The 15186-nt window shown below is 73.5% G+C and carries 15 protein-coding genes; 5 read left to right on the top strand and 10 right to left on the bottom strand.

Annotation, left to right across the window (positions count from 1 at the left end):
- The first annotated feature begins 96 nt into the window (after window positions 1-96).
- Window positions 97-246 (top strand): hypothetical protein, encoded by a 150-nt coding sequence (locus tag F9B16_RS51660; RefSeq protein ID WP_192809243.1) that lies wholly within the window; start codon window positions 97-99, stop codon window positions 244-246.
- Here F9B16_RS51660 and F9B16_RS41490 read toward each other — a convergent pair.
- The 5 genes from F9B16_RS41490 to F9B16_RS41470 all read right to left on the bottom strand — a co-directional run bounded on the left by F9B16_RS41490 (window position 243) and on the right by F9B16_RS41470 (window position 4334).
- On the bottom strand, window positions 243-1496 hold the full coding sequence (locus tag F9B16_RS41490) for an aspartate aminotransferase family protein (protein WP_151545745.1): 1254 nt from the start codon (window positions 1494-1496) through the stop codon (window positions 243-245). The two genes, F9B16_RS51660 and F9B16_RS41490, sit on opposite strands and share 4 nt — an antisense overlap.
- 82 nt (window positions 1497-1578) lie before the next feature.
- Complete coding sequence (locus F9B16_RS41485; RefSeq protein ID WP_151545744.1) at window positions 1579-2238, bottom strand: GntR family transcriptional regulator; 660 nt, start codon at window positions 2236-2238, stop codon at window positions 1579-1581.
- Between the two features lie 16 nt (window positions 2239-2254).
- A complete protein-coding gene (locus tag F9B16_RS41480) occupies window positions 2255-3037 on the bottom strand; it encodes a maleate cis-trans isomerase family protein (RefSeq protein ID WP_151545743.1) in 783 nt (260 codons plus the stop codon).
- Window positions 3038-3073: 36 nt separating this feature from the next.
- Window positions 3074-3835 carry a maleate cis-trans isomerase family protein gene (locus F9B16_RS41475; protein ID WP_151545742.1) on the bottom strand — a complete coding sequence of 254 codons (762 nt, stop codon included), beginning with the start codon at window positions 3833-3835 and terminating at the stop codon, window positions 3074-3076.
- A 16-nt stretch (window positions 3836-3851) separates the two neighbouring features.
- A complete protein-coding gene (locus F9B16_RS41470; RefSeq protein WP_151545748.1) occupies window positions 3852-4334 on the bottom strand; it encodes a DUF3830 family protein in 483 nt (160 codons plus the stop codon).
- A gap of 259 nt (window positions 4335-4593) precedes the next feature.
- Here F9B16_RS41470 and F9B16_RS41465 point away from each other — a divergent pair, with 259 nt between their 5' ends.
- Window positions 4594-5622: a D-2-hydroxyacid dehydrogenase gene (locus F9B16_RS41465; RefSeq protein WP_151545741.1), complete on the top strand. Its 1029-nt coding sequence runs from the start codon at window positions 4594-4596 to the stop codon at window positions 5620-5622.
- 5 nt (window positions 5623-5627) lie between these two features.
- The gene (locus F9B16_RS41460; protein ID WP_151545740.1) at window positions 5628-7025 is read left to right on the top strand and encodes an amidase; all 1398 of its coding nucleotides are present in this window, start codon (window positions 5628-5630) and stop codon (window positions 7023-7025) included.
- Here F9B16_RS41460 and F9B16_RS41455 read toward each other — a convergent pair.
- On the bottom strand, window positions 7009-8022 hold the full coding sequence (locus F9B16_RS41455) for an alcohol dehydrogenase catalytic domain-containing protein (protein WP_151545739.1): 1014 nt from the start codon (window positions 8020-8022) through the stop codon (window positions 7009-7011). The two genes, F9B16_RS41460 and F9B16_RS41455, sit on opposite strands and share 17 nt — an antisense overlap.
- 161 nt (window positions 8023-8183) lie before the next feature.
- On the opposite strand from F9B16_RS41455, the gene F9B16_RS41450 reads away from it, so the two are divergent.
- Window positions 8184-8879: a TetR/AcrR family transcriptional regulator gene (locus tag F9B16_RS41450; protein WP_151545738.1), complete on the top strand. Its 696-nt coding sequence runs from the start codon at window positions 8184-8186 to the stop codon at window positions 8877-8879.
- Between the two features lie 46 nt (window positions 8880-8925).
- On the opposite strand, the gene F9B16_RS41445 is transcribed toward F9B16_RS41450, so the two are convergent.
- A complete protein-coding gene (locus F9B16_RS41445) occupies window positions 8926-9573 on the bottom strand; it encodes a TetR/AcrR family transcriptional regulator (protein ID WP_151545737.1) in 648 nt (215 codons plus the stop codon).
- Between the two features lie 187 nt (window positions 9574-9760).
- Here F9B16_RS41445 and F9B16_RS41440 point away from each other — a divergent pair, with 187 nt between their 5' ends.
- A complete protein-coding gene (locus tag F9B16_RS41440) occupies window positions 9761-10762 on the top strand; it encodes an aldo/keto reductase (protein ID WP_151545736.1) in 1002 nt (333 codons plus the stop codon).
- Window positions 10763-10768: 6 nt separating this feature from the next.
- Here the strand turns inward: F9B16_RS41440 and F9B16_RS41435 are convergent, their stop codons facing one another.
- The 3 genes from F9B16_RS41435 to F9B16_RS41425 form a co-directional block, all read right to left on the bottom strand.
- Window positions 10769-11419, bottom strand: a complete 651-nt coding sequence (locus tag F9B16_RS41435) for a DUF1707 domain-containing protein (protein ID WP_225992406.1) — start codon at window positions 11417-11419, stop codon at window positions 10769-10771.
- A gap of 68 nt (window positions 11420-11487) precedes the next feature.
- Window positions 11488-13764, bottom strand: a complete 2277-nt coding sequence (locus F9B16_RS41430; protein WP_151545735.1) for an FdhF/YdeP family oxidoreductase — start codon at window positions 13762-13764, stop codon at window positions 11488-11490.
- 150 nt (window positions 13765-13914) lie between these two features.
- The gene (locus F9B16_RS41425; RefSeq protein ID WP_225992405.1) at window positions 13915-15003 is read right to left on the bottom strand and encodes a S1C family serine protease; all 1089 of its coding nucleotides are present in this window, start codon (window positions 15001-15003) and stop codon (window positions 13915-13917) included.
- Between the last annotated feature and the right edge of the window lie 183 nt (window positions 15004-15186).

The following is a 15186-nucleotide window of genomic DNA, read 5'->3' as shown; positions in this document are numbered from 1 at the left end:
CGCGGAGCGGCGGCCGGGCCGAGCTCGGCCGGCTCGCCGTCCGCGGCGCCCTGCACTACCTGGACCGCACCGAGGCCCGCCGGACGGAGGGGACCCATGATCGTCGCGAGCGGTGACGCGGACGTGCTCACCGAACTGCTGCTCGACCGGCTGCTCAAGGGCGCGATCGTGCTTGCCGCGCTGATCGTGCTGGTCGCCGTCCTTACGGTCGTCTACCGCAAGGCCGGCCCCAAGGACCCGCCCTAGCCGGCCGCGCCGGCGACGGCCGCCGACCAGAGCGCGAGGGCGTCGTCGATCTGCGACGCGTCCACCACCAGCGGCGGGATCATCCGCACGACGTTGCCGAACGCGCCGCAGGTGAGCAGCAGCAGGCCCTGCTCGGCGGCGGCGCGGTGGGCGCGCTGGGCGGCGGCCGTGTCGGGTTCGCCGTCCGGCGTGCTGAACTCGCAGGCCTGCATCAGCCCGAGCCCGCGCACGTCGCCGATCTCCGGATGGTCGGCCGCGACCTTGCGCAGGCCCTCGTTCAGCCGGACGCCGAGCACCGCCGCGTTCTCCACCAGGTTCTCGTCCCGGATGACCTCCAGGGTGGCGAGCGCGGCGGCGCACGCGACCGCGTTGCCGCCGTAGGTGCCGCCCTGCGACCCCGGCCACGCCTTCTCCATCAGCGCCGCCGGCGCCGCGATCGCCGACAGCGGGAACCCGCTGGCCAGGCCCTTCGCGGTGATCAGCACGTCCGGGCTGATCCCCGAGTGCTGGTGGCCCCAGAACCTGCCCGTCCGCCCGTACCCGGTCTGCACCTCGTCGACGATGAGCAGGATCCCGTGCCGGTCGGCGCGCTCGCGCAGCCCCTCCAGGAAGGCGGGCGGCGCCGGGATGTAGCCGCCCTCGCCGAGCACCGGCTCGACGACGAACGCGGCGGTGTCGGACGCCGGGCTGGACGTGGCGAGCGCGTAGTCCAGCTCGCGCAGCGCGAACCGGGTCGCCTCGTCCTCGTCCCACCCGTACCGGTAGGCCTGCGGGAACGGCGTGACGGCGACGCCCGGCATCACCGGGCCGATGCCCGCGCGGAACTTGGTGCCCGCCGTGGTGAGCGCGGCGGCGCCCATCGTCCGGCCGTGGAACGAGCCGTGGAAGACCACGATGTTCTGCCGCCCGGTGGCGTGCCGGGCGAGCCGGATGGACGCCTCGACGGCCTCGCTGCCGCTGTTGAGGAAGAACAGCGAGTCCAGGCCGTCCGGCAGGACGTCGCCGAGCGCCTCGACCAGGCGCAGCAGCGGCCGGTGCATCACCGTCGTGTACTGGCCGTGGATCAGCGTGCCGACCTGCTCGCGCGCCGCCTCGACGACGCGCGGATGGCAGTGCCCGGTGTTGGTGACGCCGATGCCCGCGGTGAAGTCCAGGTGGCGGCGGCCGTCGGCGTCGTAGAGGTACACGCCCTCGCCGCGTTCGGCCAGGACGGGGGTGGCCTGCTTGAGCAGGGGTGAGAGCTGAGCCATCGCGTCCTCCGGTAGATTGTCGACAATCTGCACGCTAGGTCGCCCCGGGCCGGTTGTCCAGGGGACCCCCTACGAGGTCCTCCTACGAGGTGCGCAGCCGCCGGATCGAGTCGGTCATGTGCTCCTCGATCAGATGCAGCAGCCGCTCCTCCTCCCCGTCGCCGATCGCGTCCACCAGCCGGCGGTGCTCCTCGACCAGCTCCGACGGCTCGGGATAGGTGTCCTGCAGCGCGTTCAGGCACATCCGCGTCTCCACCAGCAGCGTGTGCGCCATCCGCTCCAGCCGGGGGCTGCCGGACGAGCTGACCAGCACCTCGTGGAACGCCTGGTCGGCGTCGCTCATCCGGACCCGGTCGCGCTCGCGCGCCGCCTCGATCAGCGCCTCGAGCGCCTCGGTGAGCCGGGCGACCGCCTCGCCCCGGTTCCGCTGCATGATCAGCTGGCAGGCGGCCCGCTCGATCGCCAGCCGGGTGAGGTAGACGTCCTCGACGTCGCCCTCGTCCAGGGTGATCACGAAGAGCCCGCGGTGCGGCTCGCTGACCAGCAGGCCCTCCTGGACGAGGCGCTGCATCGCCTCGCGCAGCGGGCCGCGGCTGATGCCGAGCCGGGCGGCCAGCTCCGCCTCGCCGAGCTGCGCGCCCGGCTCCAGCGCCCCGTACATGATCGCCGAGCGCAGCTCGTCGGACACGATCTCGACCGTCGACCTGCGCGGGACGGGTTCCAGCTCACCCAACCGGCCCATCGGCGGGCCCCTTTCGTCATAGCTGCCAGGGATCTCGTCCCGGTGCCGGGGCGGGGACGGCGAACAGCCGGCCGAACCCGGCGCGCGGCGCGAGCCCGGCCGGGCCGGCGGCGAGCCGCAGCCCCTCCCACACGCTCACCTGGTTGGCGGTGAGCACCGGCTTGCCGACCCGCTCCTCCAGCTCGTCGAGCCAGGACACGGTGTGCAGCGCGGTGTCGGGCACCAGCACCGCCTCGGCGTCGGGATGGTCGTTGGCCGCGACGAACTCCAGCACGTCGTCGCGGCGGAGGGTACCGACCTCGGCGGCGGTGACGATGCCCCGGCAGGACAGCGCCACCACCTCGATGCCGGCGTGGCCGAGGAACGCGCCGAACCGCTCGGCGACGTCGGCCGGATAGGTCGCGGCCACGGCGACCCGGCGCAGGCCGAGCGCGCGCGCCGCGTGGACGAACGCGAACGAGGTGCTCGACGCGGGCACGCCCGCGGCCTCGCCGACGCCCCGGACCTGCGCGGCGGCGCCGTCCCAGCCGAACACGAAGCTGCCGCTCGTACACGCCCAAACGGCGGCGCGGACGCCCAGCTCGCGCAGCTTGCGGGCGCCCTCGCCGAGCACGTCGTCGCCGCCGATGTCGAGCAGCGCGTCGACCCGGTGGGCGTCCTCGCGCATCAGCGTGTGCACGACCGGGAGGCTGACGTCGCCCGCCCCCGACCTCCGCAGGGCGCGCTCGATCGCGGGGTAGTCGTCCTCGGCGCTGTAGCCCGGGTAGAGGAAGCCCGCGGCGGGACCGTTGTGCTGCATGTTGTCGACAATCCTACCTTCATCGATCATCGGGGGTCAGGCGGCGGTGGGGCGGCCGAGCTGCACCAGCCACTGCCCGGGGCCGGCCGCCGAGCGGCCCATGGCGCGCAGCGCCGAGCACATGGTGACCTGGTTGGCGGTGAGCACCGGCTTGCCGATCATCTGCTCCAGGGGGGCGATGATGTCGTAGGTCGGCACGTTGGTGCAGCTGATGAACACCGCCTCGGCCTCCGGCCGGTCCACCGTCGAGACCGCGCTGACGATCTCGCCGTAGCCGACCTTCCAGATGTGGCTGAGCAGCCCCATCCCGACCGACGACACCACCTCGATGCCGTGCTCGCCGAGGAACGAGACCAGCCGCCCGGTGACGGCGTCGATGTACGGCGTCACCACCGCGATCCGGTTCGCGTCCAGCAGCCGCAGCGACTCCACCAGCGCGCCGGACGTGGTGGCGACCGCGGGCGCGCCCGCCTCGGCCATCGTCCGGTGCAGCGCCAGCTCGCCGGCCTTGCCGCGGATGAAGCTGCCGGACGCGCAGGCGTAGGCCACCGCGAGCGGCTCGGGGGCGAGCACGTCCCGGGTCGCCTGCCGGACGATCGAGTGGTCCGACAGCGCCGAGGCCATCTCGACGGTGACGGGCACCGGGACGTACGGCAGCCGGGTCATGAACAGCGACACGTCGTCGGGGGTCCACCGCCACAGCTCGCGGTCGAGCGCGAAGTCGAACGGCGCGACCACGCCGATGCCCTGCTGCGCGACCAGTTCGGGCCCGACGACCAGCGTGGGGTCGAATGTCATCTGCGCGGCCACCGCTCTAGGACTCGTGCCGGCGGTAGACCAGGCGCTCGCCGACGGCGCCGGACCGCCAGACGTCGTTGCACGCCTCGGCCATCCGGTCCAGGCCGTCGACGATCGTCGCGTACACGTTGCCGGGCACCCAGCCGACGTCCCCGTTCAGCAGCAGGTTGTTGCGGCCGTAGAAGATCGCCAGGTCGATGACGCCGGGCAGCCCGTGGATGTTCTTCTCCTCCTTGAACGCCCGGTCGAGCATCCCGCCGGGGAAGGAGAAGTACACGACGTCGCCGGGGATCGGCGTCACGGTCGGGTTCTCCAGCCCGACCTCCTCCTCGGCGAACCGCTCCACCATCGTGTAGACCTCGTTGCGGGCGTACTTCGCGTGGTACGCGTCCCCTCCGAGGGGCAGGGCGCGCCATACCGCCTCGCAGGTGCGCGGCGCGTCCTTCTCAAGGAGCTCGGCGACGCAGGACACGCCGCGCTTCTCCAGTGAGATGGTCATGAGCTTGGCCATGCCGGGCCTCCCCGCGGACAGGGGTGGGCGAGAGCGTCGCCACCCGAAAGGACTCTTGCGTTAGAGCGCTCTGGGACGCGTCCTGGCCTTGGGCAATACGGTTGCGACGGTCTTGCAGCACGATCAGCGCGGCCACCTGGCGGTTCTTCCCCGCTGATTGTTGACAATCCTACGAAGCGTTCCTAGCGTGTCAATGCCCCTCCACGTTGCCTTCCCGTAAATTCCGGAACACCGAAAGTGGCCGCCGATGGAGCAAGGTCCGAACGCGTCCGGTGGGCCGCCTCGCGTGGTGGTCCTCCAGGACGACGTCCCGCCGCCCGGCATGGCGGCCGCCGAACGCCTCGCGCACGTCGTCTACGTGCGGAAACCCCAGCTCGCGGGCGCCCTTCCGGGGTGCGACGCGCTCTTCATGTGGGACTTCTGGTCGGACGCGCTGGCGGCGGCGTGGCCGCGCGAGGGCGGCCCCCGCTGGGTCCACATCGCGAGCGCCGGCGTCGACCGGCTGCTGTTCCCTGACCTGGTCGAAGGCAACACCATCGTCACCAATTCGCGAGGGGTGTTCGACGAGCCGATCGCCGAATACGTCCTCGCGCTCGTGCTGGCGTTCGCCAAGGACCTGCCCGCCACCGTCCGGCTGCAGGGCGAGCGCGTGTGGCGGCACCGCGAGACGGAGCGGATCACCGGCGCCCGCGCGCTGGTGGTCGGTACCGGCCCGATCGGCCGCGCCATCGCCCGCCGCCTCACCGCCGCCGGGCTCCGCGTGTCGGGCGCCGGCCGCACGGCCCGCGAGGGCGACCCCGACTTCGGCACCGTCCATCCGCCGGAACGGCTGCACGACGCGCTCGGCGAGGCCGACTACGTCGTCCTCGCCGCGCCGCTCACCGCCGCCACCCGGAACATGATCGACGCCGCGGCGCTCGCCCGGATGCGGCCGTCCGCGCGGCTGATCAACGTCGGGCGCGGGCCGCTGGTCGCCGAGGACGACCTGGTCGAGGCGCTGCGCGCGGGCCGCGTCGCGGGCGCGGCGCTCGACGTGTTCGTCGACGAGCCGCTCGCGCCGTCCTCGCCGCTGTGGACCCTGCCCAACGTGATCGTCTCGCCGCACATGTCGGGGGACGTCATCGGCTGGCGCGACGAGCTGGTCCGGCTGTTCACCGACAACCTCGACCGGTTCGTCCACGGTCGCGAGCTGCGCAACGTCGTCGACAAGCGGCTGGGCTACGTGCGCCCGGACGCGAACGCAACACCGGACCCGTACGCCGGGCAGAGGGGGTAACGGCCATGACGGACGCGGCAGACCTGACCGCCGTCGAGCTGCTGGAGGCGTACCGGGCGAAGGAGCTGTCGCCGGTCGAGGCCGCCGAGGCCGTCCTCGCGCGGATCGACCGGGACGACCCGGAGCTCAACGCGTTCTGCCTGCTCGACCCGGAGACCACGCTGGAGATGGCGCGCGCGTCCGCCGAGCGGTGGCGGCGCGGCGAGACCCTCGGCGCGCTCGACGGCGTGCCCGTCTCGATCAAGGACGTGCTGCTCACGCGCGGCTGGCCGACGCTGCGCGGGTCCACGACGATCGACCCCGCCGGGCCCTGGACGGAGGACTCCCCGGCCGTCGCGCGGCTGCGCGAGCAGGGCGCCGTCTTCGCCGGCAAGACGACCACGCCGGAGTTCGCGTGGAAGGGCGTCACCGACAACCCGCTCACCGGCGTCACCCGCAACCCGTGGGACGCCTCCCGCACGCCCGGCGGGTCCAGCGGCGGCGCTGCGGCGGCGGTCGCGGCGGGCATGGCGCCGCTCGCGCTCGGCACGGACGGCGGCGGCTCCGTCCGCATCCCCGCCGCGTTCACCGGGACCTTCACCATCAAGCCGACCTACGGCCGCATCCCGCACTACCCGGCCAGCCCGTTCGGCACGCTCGCGCACACCGGCCCGATGACCAACACGGTCGCCGACGCGGAACTGCTGCTCGACGCGGTGTGCGGCGCCGACGCCCGGGACTGGTCGTCCCTGCCGCCACCCCCCGCGCCGTTCGCGGGCGGCGACCCGCACGACCTCACCGGCCTGCGGATCGCCTTCAGCCCCGACCTCGGCTTCGCCCGGGTCGATCCGGAGGTGGCGGCCTCGGTGGCCGCCGCGGCCGAGGTGTTCACCGAGCTCGGCGCCAAGGTCGAGCAGGCCGATCCCGGCTTCGCCGACCCCGTCGCCGACTTCGAGGTGCTCTGGTTCGCCGGCGCCGCGAAGGTCGTGGAGCACCTCACCGCCGAGCAGCGCGCGCGCCTCGACCCGGGCCTGCGCGAGATCTGCGAGCAGGGCGCCCGCTACTCGGCGCTCGAATACCTCACCGCGACGGCGCGCCGCATGGAGCTCGGCCGCGTCATGGGCCTGTTCCACGACCGCTACGACCTGCTGCTCACCCCGACCATGCCGATCGCCGCGTTCGACGTGGGGCTGGAGGTCCCGCCGGGCGCGCCGTCCCCCCGCTGGACGTCCTGGACGCCGTTCACCTACCCGTTCAACATGACCCAGCAGCCCGCCGCGAGCGTGCCGTGCGGGTTCACCGCGGACGGGCTGCCCATCGGCCTCCAGGTCGTCGGCGCCCGCCACGCCGACGCCCTGGTCATGGCCGCCTGCCGCGCCTACGAGCAGGCCCGCCCGTGGAAGCGGCTCACCCGAACGCGATGACGGAGCGGCCGCGGTGGCGGCCGTCGGCCATCGTGGCCAGGACCCGGGGCGCCTCGTCCAGCGTCACCGGCGTGACGTCCGGGAGGATCCCGTGCGCGGCGGCGAACGCGAGCGTGTCGCGCAGGTCGTGCGGGGAGCCCGACGGGCTGCCCATCACCCGCACGCGGTTCATCACAAGCGCGGCGGGCGGCACCGCGAGGGCGTCGGCGCCGACGCCGAGGACCAGCAGGGTGCCGTCCGGGGCGACGCCGCCGAGCGCGGCCTGCGCGGGGGCGGTGCTCGGCGCGGTGTTCACGATGACGTCGGCGCCGCCCCAGCCCTGGAGCGCCTCGGCCGCGTCCTGCTCGTCGGTGGCGACGTAGAGCTCGGCGCCCATCCGGCGCGCCTCGTCCTCCGCGCGGCGCGAGCGCGACACCGCGGCGACGCGGGCGCCCATGGCCGCCGCGAACCGGATCGTCATCTCGCCGACGCCGCCGGTGCCGAGCACCGCCACGCGCGACCCGGCCGTCGCGCCCGCGTGCCGCAGCCCGTTGAACGCGGTGATCCCGGCGCACATCAGCGGCGCCGCGGCGACCGGGTCCAGGCCGCCGGGCAGCGGGGTGACGAACCCGGCGCGGGCGACGAAGTACTCGGCGTACCCGCCGTCGTCGGTGATGCCGGTGACGCGCCGGGGCGCGCCGGTGCAGAGGATCTGGTCGCCGCGCACGCACTGGTCGCAGCGCCCGCACGAGCCGTAGATCCACTGGGCGCCGACCGGCGTGCCGGGCGCGGGCCAGCCGACGTCGGCGCCGAGCGCCTCGACGACCCCGCTGATCTCGTGCCCGGGCACGGTCGGGAACCGCCCGAACGGGTAGTGCCCCTGCATCAGCCCGACCTCGGAGTAGCACATCCCGCAGGCGGTGACCTTGACGAGGATCTCCCCGGGCCCGGGTTCGGGCACCTCCCGCTCGACGATCTCGAGCGGCCTGCCCTTGCCGGTGAGAACGGCGCTGCGCATCTCGCGTTCCTCTCGTAGACGGGGGCGGCCGGATCGCGACCGCCAGAACCAACGATATACCCACTCATATAGTGCTGCTACATAACCTCTGGTTCCGACCCCGGTATGCCCACGTCAACCGCGTCTAACGACGTTCGTCGAAGTTATGTAGCATCGATGTTGTGAGCGTGCAGAAGGACACCGACGGGCGGGACCGCATCCTGCGGGCGGCCGCCCGGCTGATCGCCGAGTCCGGCGGCGAGCCCGTCTCGACCCGCGCCGTCTGCGCCGCCGCCGGCGTCGGCGCGCCCACCCTCTACCACCACTTCGGCGACAAGCAGGGACTCCTGGACGCGGTCGCCGCGCACGGCCTCGAGGAGTACCTCGCGAGCAAGCGCGCCCAGCCCGGCACCGGCGACCCGGTCGACGACCTGCGCCACGGCTGGGACCTGCACGTCGAGTTCGGCCTGTCGCACCCGGCCGTCTACGCGCTGATCTACGGCTCGCCGCGCACCCCGCCCGCCGCGGACGAGGCGTACGCGATTCTGCTCGGCCTGGTCGGCGCCGTCGCCCGCGCGGGACGGCTCCGCGTCCCGGTGGAGACCGCCGCGCGGATGATCCAGGCCGCGGGCATCGGCGTCGTCCTCTTCCTGGTCGCGAACGGCGACGACGGCGGCGACCTGTCGGCCCGCACCCGCGAGGCCGTCCTCGCGGCCGTGACCGTCCCGGACGGCTCCGGGAGCGCCCCCGCCCCCCGCGACACCCGCGCCGCGTCCGCGGTCGCCCTCCGCGCCGCCCTCGCGACGGACCCGCCGCCCGGCCTGACCCCCGCCGAGACCACCCTCCTCGCCGAATGGCTCGACCGCCTCACGGACTGACTCCCGGCTGCGGCTCGGGCGCCGTCCGGGACTGCTCGCGGCGAGTTCAGTTGGATCGAGGCGTGTCGTTGCCGTAGAGGGTGGACGTCCAGGCGTTGGTGAGGACGTCTATGAGGACCTTTTCGTCGTCGAACGGCGGGACTCCGGTCGCGGCGAGGTAGTAGAGGCGCTCGCCGAGCCAGGTCAGCGAGGCGGCCACGGCGCGGGTGTCCATGGGACCGAGCCGTTCGCGGGCGTGCGGGTCGGACTCGATGCGCGCGGTGGCGGCCTCGGTGAACAGGTCCATCTGTTCGAGCCACAGTTTCCGCAGGTCCTCGTCCGACCCCCAGCTCTCCACGATGGCCGCGAGCACGCCGGCGTTGTCGCGCCACAGCCGCGCTCCGGCGGCCACGCCCGCCCGGAGCGCGGAGACCGGGTCCTGCTCCTGGTCGATCCACGGGCGTGCCGCCTGCTGCCCCTGCGCGACGGCCTCGCGCACGAGCTCGCCGAGCACGGCCTGCTTGCTCGGGAAGTAGAAGTAGAAGCTGGCCCGGGAGACCCCGGCGGCGGCCAGGACGTCGGCCACGCTCAGGGCGTCGAAGCGGTGCTCGCGCAGCAGCTCGCGCGTCGCGGACAGGATCCGCTCCCTCAGCTCGGCGGAGGCCGGGGACGAGCCGGATCGGCGGGTGGGGTTCACGGGCCGCTTCGAAGGCATGCGAGCCATCATAGCCAACGCCAGACATTGTGTATGGACATGATGTCCAGACACGTTGTATGGTCCCGGGCATGACGCAGACAGCGATTCATTTGGTCGTCGGCGACCCGGACCAGCGCGTGCGGGACGTGTCGCCGGGGGAGATCGCGGAGCGGGCCGCCGCACAGTTCGGCGGAGCGGTGACGGCATGAGGTACCGCACGCTGGGGACGAGCGGCCTCCGCGTCTCCGAACTCGTCCTCGGCGCGATGACGTTCGGGGAGCAGGGCGGGGTCGGCGCGCCGATGGCCGAATGCCGGCGGATGCTGGACCTGTACGCCGAGGCCGGCGGCAACATGATCGACACCGCCGTCAACTACCGGGACGGGGCGAGCGAGGAGATCCTCGGCGAACTGCTCGGCGGCCGCCGCGACTCGTTCGTGCTCGGGACGAAGTACACGGTCTCCCGCGACCGCGCCGACCCCAACGCCGCCGGGAACCACCGCAAGAACCTGCGCGCGTCCCTGGAGACCAGCCTCCGCCGCCTGCGCACCGACTATGTGGACGTCTACTGGGTGCACATGTGGGACCGGCACACGCCGGTGGAGGAGACCATGCGGGCGCTGGACGACGCGGTGCAGGCGGGCAAGGTCCTGTACGTGGGCATCTCCGACACGCCGGCCTGGGTCGTGGCCCGCGCCAACACGCTGGCGCAGTGCCATGGCTGGAGCCCGTTCATCGGCCTGCAGGTCCCCTACAGCCTGCTCCAGCGCGACATCGAACGCGAGCTGCTGCCGATGGCCGAGTCGCTCGGCCTCGGCGTCACCGCGTGGAGCCCGCTGGCCGGCGGGGTGCTGACCGGCAAGTACGGCAGCCCGGAGTCCGCCGCCGGGGGGCGGCTCGCCTCCGCGTCCCTTTCGGAACGGGACCACGCCGTCGCCCGGGCCGTCCAGGACGCCGCCGAGGAGATTGGCGCCACGCCCTCGCAGGTGGCGATCGCCTGGACGATGCACCGCTCCCGCGCGATCCACCCCATCGTCGGCGCCCGCACCGAGGACCAGCTCCGCGACAACCTCGCCGCCGCCGACCTCGCCCTCCCGCCCGAGACCGTCGCCCGCCTGGAGGAGGCCACCGGCTTCACCCTCGGATTCCCCGCCGACTTCATCGCCCAGACGTCTCCCTGGGTCTTCGGCGCCGCCCTGACGCGGTGACGGCGATCAGTCGTCGTCGCGGTTCTTCAGTTCCTTGCGGAGCTTCTTCTCGCGGCGGCGGGCGCGGCGCTTGACGTCGACGCCGCCCCAGAACGCGAAGCCCTTCACGACGACCGTGGGGGAGCCGGGGACGCCGGCGGCGCTCGCGCCGTGGTCGAAACCGCCCATGATGCCGATGCCCTTGACGTGGACGGTGATGTCCTCGGGGACGACGATGTCGACGCCGCCCATCAGGGCGAACGCGCGGATCGTGACCTCGCCCTCGGCGAAGCGGGCCTCCCGCAGGTCGATCTTGCCGCCGCCCCAGAACGCGAACGCGGTGAACGCGCGGGGGACGTTCCACACACCGGTCCGGGTGAAGCCGCTCATGATGCCGATGCCGGTCGACCAGGAAGGGGCGCCGTCGACCGGCCGCCAGTCGGCGCCGGTGTGCGGGACGGGCGCCGCGGACGTCCCGGCGGCGGGCAGGTCGCGGGTGAGCGGCTCCAGCTCGGCGTACGTCTTCGCCGCGTACACCGCGTCGAGCCGCTCGTCGAGCTCCTCGAGCGTGAGCCGTCCCTCGCCGGCCGCGTCGCGCAGCACCTGCGCGACGCGGTCCCGGTCGGCGTCACCGGCTCGCATTTCCGGCGTACCGGCGTGTTCCGGCAGGTTCGTCATGTCCCGAGCCTAGACCAGCGCGGCCCGGACGCGACCGCCATCGCGCACGGCACCGGCGCCGGAGCCGTTCAGGCCGGTTCGAGACGGACGATCACGGACTTGGAGGTCGGGGTGTTGCTGACCTCGGCGGTGCTGTCGAGCGGGACCAGGACGTTCGTCTCCGGGAAGTAGGCGGCGGCGCAGCCGCGCGCGGTGGGGTAGGAGACGACGCGGAAGGCCGGGGCCCGCCGCTCGACGCCGTCGGACCACTCCGACACCAGGTCGACGGTGGCGCCGTCGGCGACGCCGAGATCCGACAGGTCCTCCGGGTTGACGAACACGACGCGGCGGCCGGCCTTGATGCCGCGGTAGCGGTCGTCCAGGCCGTAGATGGTGGTGTTGTACTGGTCGTGGCTGCGGACGGTCTGGAGCAGCAGCCGGCCCTCCGGGACGCGCAGCACCTCCAGCTCATTGACGGTGAGGTTGGCCTTGCCCGTGGCGGTCGGGAAGCGGCGCTCGTCGCGAGGCGCGTGCGGGAGCGTGAACCCGGCGGGGGCGCGGACGCGGGCGTTGTAGTCGGCGAAACCGGGGACGACGCGGGACACGTGGTCGCGGATCACGTCGTAGTCGCGCTCCATCGCGTCCCAGCCGATGCCGGAGCCGGGCAGCGTCGCCTTCGCGAGGCGGCAGACGATCGCGACCTCGGACAGCAGGTGCTCGGACGCGGGCGCGAGCCGGCCGCGGGAGGCGTGCACCATGCCCATCGAGTCCTCGACGGAGACGAACTGCGGCCCGGACGCCTGCTCGTCGCGCTCGGTGCGGCCGAGCGCCGGCAGGATCAGCGCGATCTCGCCGGTCACCGCGTGCGAGCGGTTCAGCTTCGTCGACACCTGCGCGGTCAGCCGGCAGGACCGCAGCGCCCTCTCGGTGACCTCGGAGTCGGGGGTGGCGCGGACGAAGTTGCCGCCCATCCCGAAGAACACCTTCGCCCTGCCGTCGCGCATGGCGCGGATCGCGTCGACGGTGTCGAGGCCGTGCTCGCGCGGCGGCTCGAACGCGAACTCCGCGGCGAGCGCGTCGAGGAACTCCGGCTTGGGCTTCTCGTAGATGCCCATCGTCCGGTCGCCCTGGACGTTGGAGTGGCCGCGGACCGGGCAGACGCCCGCGCCGGGACGGCCGATGTTGCCGCGCAGCAGCAGGAAGTTGACGACCTCGCGGATCGTCGGCACGGAGTTGCGGTGCTGGGTGAGGCCCATCGCCCAGCACACCACGATCCGCTTCGCGGCGAGCACGTCGCCGAGCGTCGCGGCGATCTCCCCGCGGGTCAGGCCGGTCGCCTCCAGGACGTCGTCCCAGTCGAGGCCGCGGACGTGCTTCGCGAACGCCTCGAAGCCGTGCGTGTGGGCGTCGAGGAACTCCCGGTCGAGCGCGCCGGGGGCGTCGGATTCGAGGAGCATCCGGTTCAGGGCCTGGAAGAGCGCGAGGTCGCCGTTCAGCCGGATCTGCAGGAACCGGTCGGCGAGCGCCGTGCCGTGCCCCGTGACGCCGGACGGCCGCTGCGGGTTCTTGAACCGCATCAGCCCCGCCTCGGGCAGCGGGTTCACCGCGACGATCCGGGCGCCCTCCTTCTTGGCCCGTTCCAGCGCCGACAGCATCCGCGGGTGGTTGGTGCCGGGGTTCTGCCCGACCACGAAGATCAGGTCGGCCTTGTACAGGTCGTCGAGCAGGACCGAGCCCTTGCCGATGCCGATCGTCTCGCCGAGCGCCGAACCGGACGACTCGTGGCACATGTTGCTGCAGTCGGGCAGGTTGTTCGTGCCGAACGCGCGGGCGAACAGCTGGTAGGCGAACGCGGCCTCGTTGCTGGTGCGCCCCGAGGTGTAGAAGACCGCCTCGTCGGGGGAGTCCAGCGCGGTCAGCTCGGACGCCAGCAGGCCGAACGCCTCGTCCCACCCGACCGGCTCGTAGTGCTCCGCCCCGGCGCGCTTGATCATCGGCTCGGTCAGCCGGCCCTGCTGCCCCAGCCAGTGGTCGGAGCGCTCCGCCAGCTCGGCGACGGTGTGCGCGGCGAAGAACGCGCGGGTGACGCGCCGCGTCGTCGCCTCCTCCGCGACGGCCTTGGCGCCGTTCTCGCAGAACTCGGCGACGTGCCGGTGGTCGCCCTCCGGCCACGCGCAGCCGGGGCAGTCGAACCCCCGCTTCTGGTTGACGCGCAGCAGCGTCAGCGCCGTCCGGCGGACGCCCATCTGGTCGTAGGACTGGCGCAGCGCCGCCGTGACGCCGGGGACGCCGGCCGCCCACGTCTTCGGTTTCGACACCCGCATCCCGGTGTCGTCGAAGTCATCGGCGGGCGCCTGGCGGGTCATCGTTCACATCCTCGCGATCGGGGTCCCTCCACTCTCGCACGCCGCGGGCCGTCCCGCGCCGCCGAGTCGCGCCCAATGGAAGCCCGCCGCCCGCTACCGCGCCCGCCGCCCGCTACCGCGCCCGCCGCCCGCTACCGCGCCCGCCGCCCGCTACTGCGGCGGGCCGTCGGCCAGTTGCAGCGTGGCGGCCGTCCGCGCGCCCTGCGCGGTGAACCATTCCATCCGGACGGTCTCGCCGGGATGGTGGGCGAGCATCAGCCCGGTGAGCGTGGTGGGCGAGTCGACCGTGGCGCCGCCGAGCGAGATGATCGTCGCGCCGACCGGCACGCCGGCCTCGTCGGCCGGGGTGCCCGGGACGACCTCGACCACCTGCGCGCCCTGCGTGTCGCCGGAGCGGACCTTCACCCCCAGCATCGCGGTCCGGCCGATGTGCACGGTCGACGACGCCTGGCCGCGGGCGATCTGCCGGGCGATCGCGAGGGCCCGGTCGGACGGGATGGCGTAGCCGCGGTGGGTGCTCTTCGGCTTGGACTTGCCGACGGTGAACGACGCCGACGCCGCGGTGTTGATGCCGATGACCCGGCCGCGGGTGTTCAGCAGCGGGCCGCCGGAGTCGCCCGGCCTGATCGGCGCGCTCGTCTCGATCATGCCGGTGAGCCGCTCGGAGGTGCCGTCGCTGTCGTCGCGGGCGGTGACGGTCTGGTCCAGGGAGGTGACCTTGCCGGTGACGACGGTCGGGGTGCCGCCCTTGCCGCCGGCGTTGCCGACGGCGGTGACCGGGTCGCCGACGCCCACCGAGGACGGGTCGCCGAACACGGCGGCCTTCAGCCGGGTCGCGCCGTACAGCCGGATCACCGCGACGTCGCTCTGCCGGTCGTAGCCGACGATCTGCGCGGTGTAGGAGCGCCGGTTGTCGGTGTCGGTGCCCTTGATCGTGGTGGCGCCCTGGATCACGTGGTTGTTCGTCAGCACGAGGCCGGAGGGGTCCATGACGATCCCGGTCCCGGCGGCGCGGGTGCTGTTCAGGCCCTGCTCGGTGTCGATGTTGACGACGCCGGGGCGCCGCCCGCTCGGCTTCTCGTGCTTGGCGACCGGCGTCTTGACCGGCGGCGCGACGTCCTCGGGGCCCGCGCCGCCGCCGTCGAGCGCCTGGCAGCCGGGCGCGACGAGGACCAGCAGCGCGACCAGGAGCATGGGAATCGCGGCGCGGAGACCGCGATGCTCGAAGACCTCGTTCACCGGCGCCTCCTAGCAGTTTCCTCCCATGATTCCCGATCCGGGGGGATTAGTCCTTGAGTCGGGCTCTTGACCATCCCCTGGAAAACCGCCGTTCAGTGCGCATCGGCCCGCCGCCCGCCCGGCACCGCCCGCGCCGCGCCGTCCCGCCCGGCACCGCCCGGCACCGCCCGCGCCGCGCCGTAC

Origin of the sequence: Actinomadura montaniterrae (assembly GCF_008923365.1) — a bacterium.
GTDB classification, from domain to species: domain Bacteria; phylum Actinomycetota; class Actinomycetes; order Streptosporangiales; family Streptosporangiaceae; genus Spirillospora; species Spirillospora montaniterrae.
Note: the sequence above shows the minus strand (reverse complement) of the source record. Positions and strands in the feature narration are given on the sequence as shown.

Bases quoted from the DNA above. Each gene is read 5' to 3' on its own strand.
- F9B16_RS41455 (WP_151545739.1), bottom strand. From the start codon at position 8,022: ATGCGCAGCGCCGTTCTCACCGGCAAGGGCAGGCCGCTCGAGATCGTC.
- F9B16_RS41440 (WP_151545736.1), top strand. From the start codon at position 9,761: ATGAGGTACCGCACGCTGGGGACGAGCGGCCTCCGCGTCTCCGAACTC.
- F9B16_RS51660 (WP_192809243.1), top strand. From the start codon at position 97: ATGATCGTCGCGAGCGGTGACGCGGACGTGCTCACCGAACTGCTGCTC.
- F9B16_RS41475 (WP_151545742.1), bottom strand. From the start codon at position 3,835: ATGACATTCGACCCCACGCTGGTCGTCGGGCCCGAACTGGTCGCGCAG.
- F9B16_RS41470 (WP_151545748.1), bottom strand. From the start codon at position 4,334: ATGACCATCTCACTGGAGAAGCGCGGCGTGTCCTGCGTCGCCGAGCTC.
- F9B16_RS41465 (WP_151545741.1), top strand. From the start codon at position 4,594: ATGGAGCAAGGTCCGAACGCGTCCGGTGGGCCGCCTCGCGTGGTGGTC.
- F9B16_RS41445 (WP_151545737.1), bottom strand. From the start codon at position 9,573: ATGCCTTCGAAGCGGCCCGTGAACCCCACCCGCCGATCCGGCTCGTCC.
- F9B16_RS41480 (WP_151545743.1), bottom strand. From the start codon at position 3,037: ATGCAGCACAACGGTCCCGCCGCGGGCTTCCTCTACCCGGGCTACAGC.
- F9B16_RS41435 (WP_225992406.1), bottom strand. From the start codon at position 11,419: ATGACGAACCTGCCGGAACACGCCGGTACGCCGGAAATGCGAGCCGGT.
- F9B16_RS41490 (WP_151545745.1), bottom strand. From the start codon at position 1,496: ATGGCTCAGCTCTCACCCCTGCTCAAGCAGGCCACCCCCGTCCTGGCC.
- F9B16_RS41430 (WP_151545735.1), bottom strand. From the start codon at position 13,764: ATGACCCGCCAGGCGCCCGCCGATGACTTCGACGACACCGGGATGCGG.
- F9B16_RS41485 (WP_151545744.1), bottom strand. From the start codon at position 2,238: ATGGGCCGGTTGGGTGAGCTGGAACCCGTCCCGCGCAGGTCGACGGTC.
- F9B16_RS41460 (WP_151545740.1), top strand. From the start codon at position 5,628: ATGACGGACGCGGCAGACCTGACCGCCGTCGAGCTGCTGGAGGCGTAC.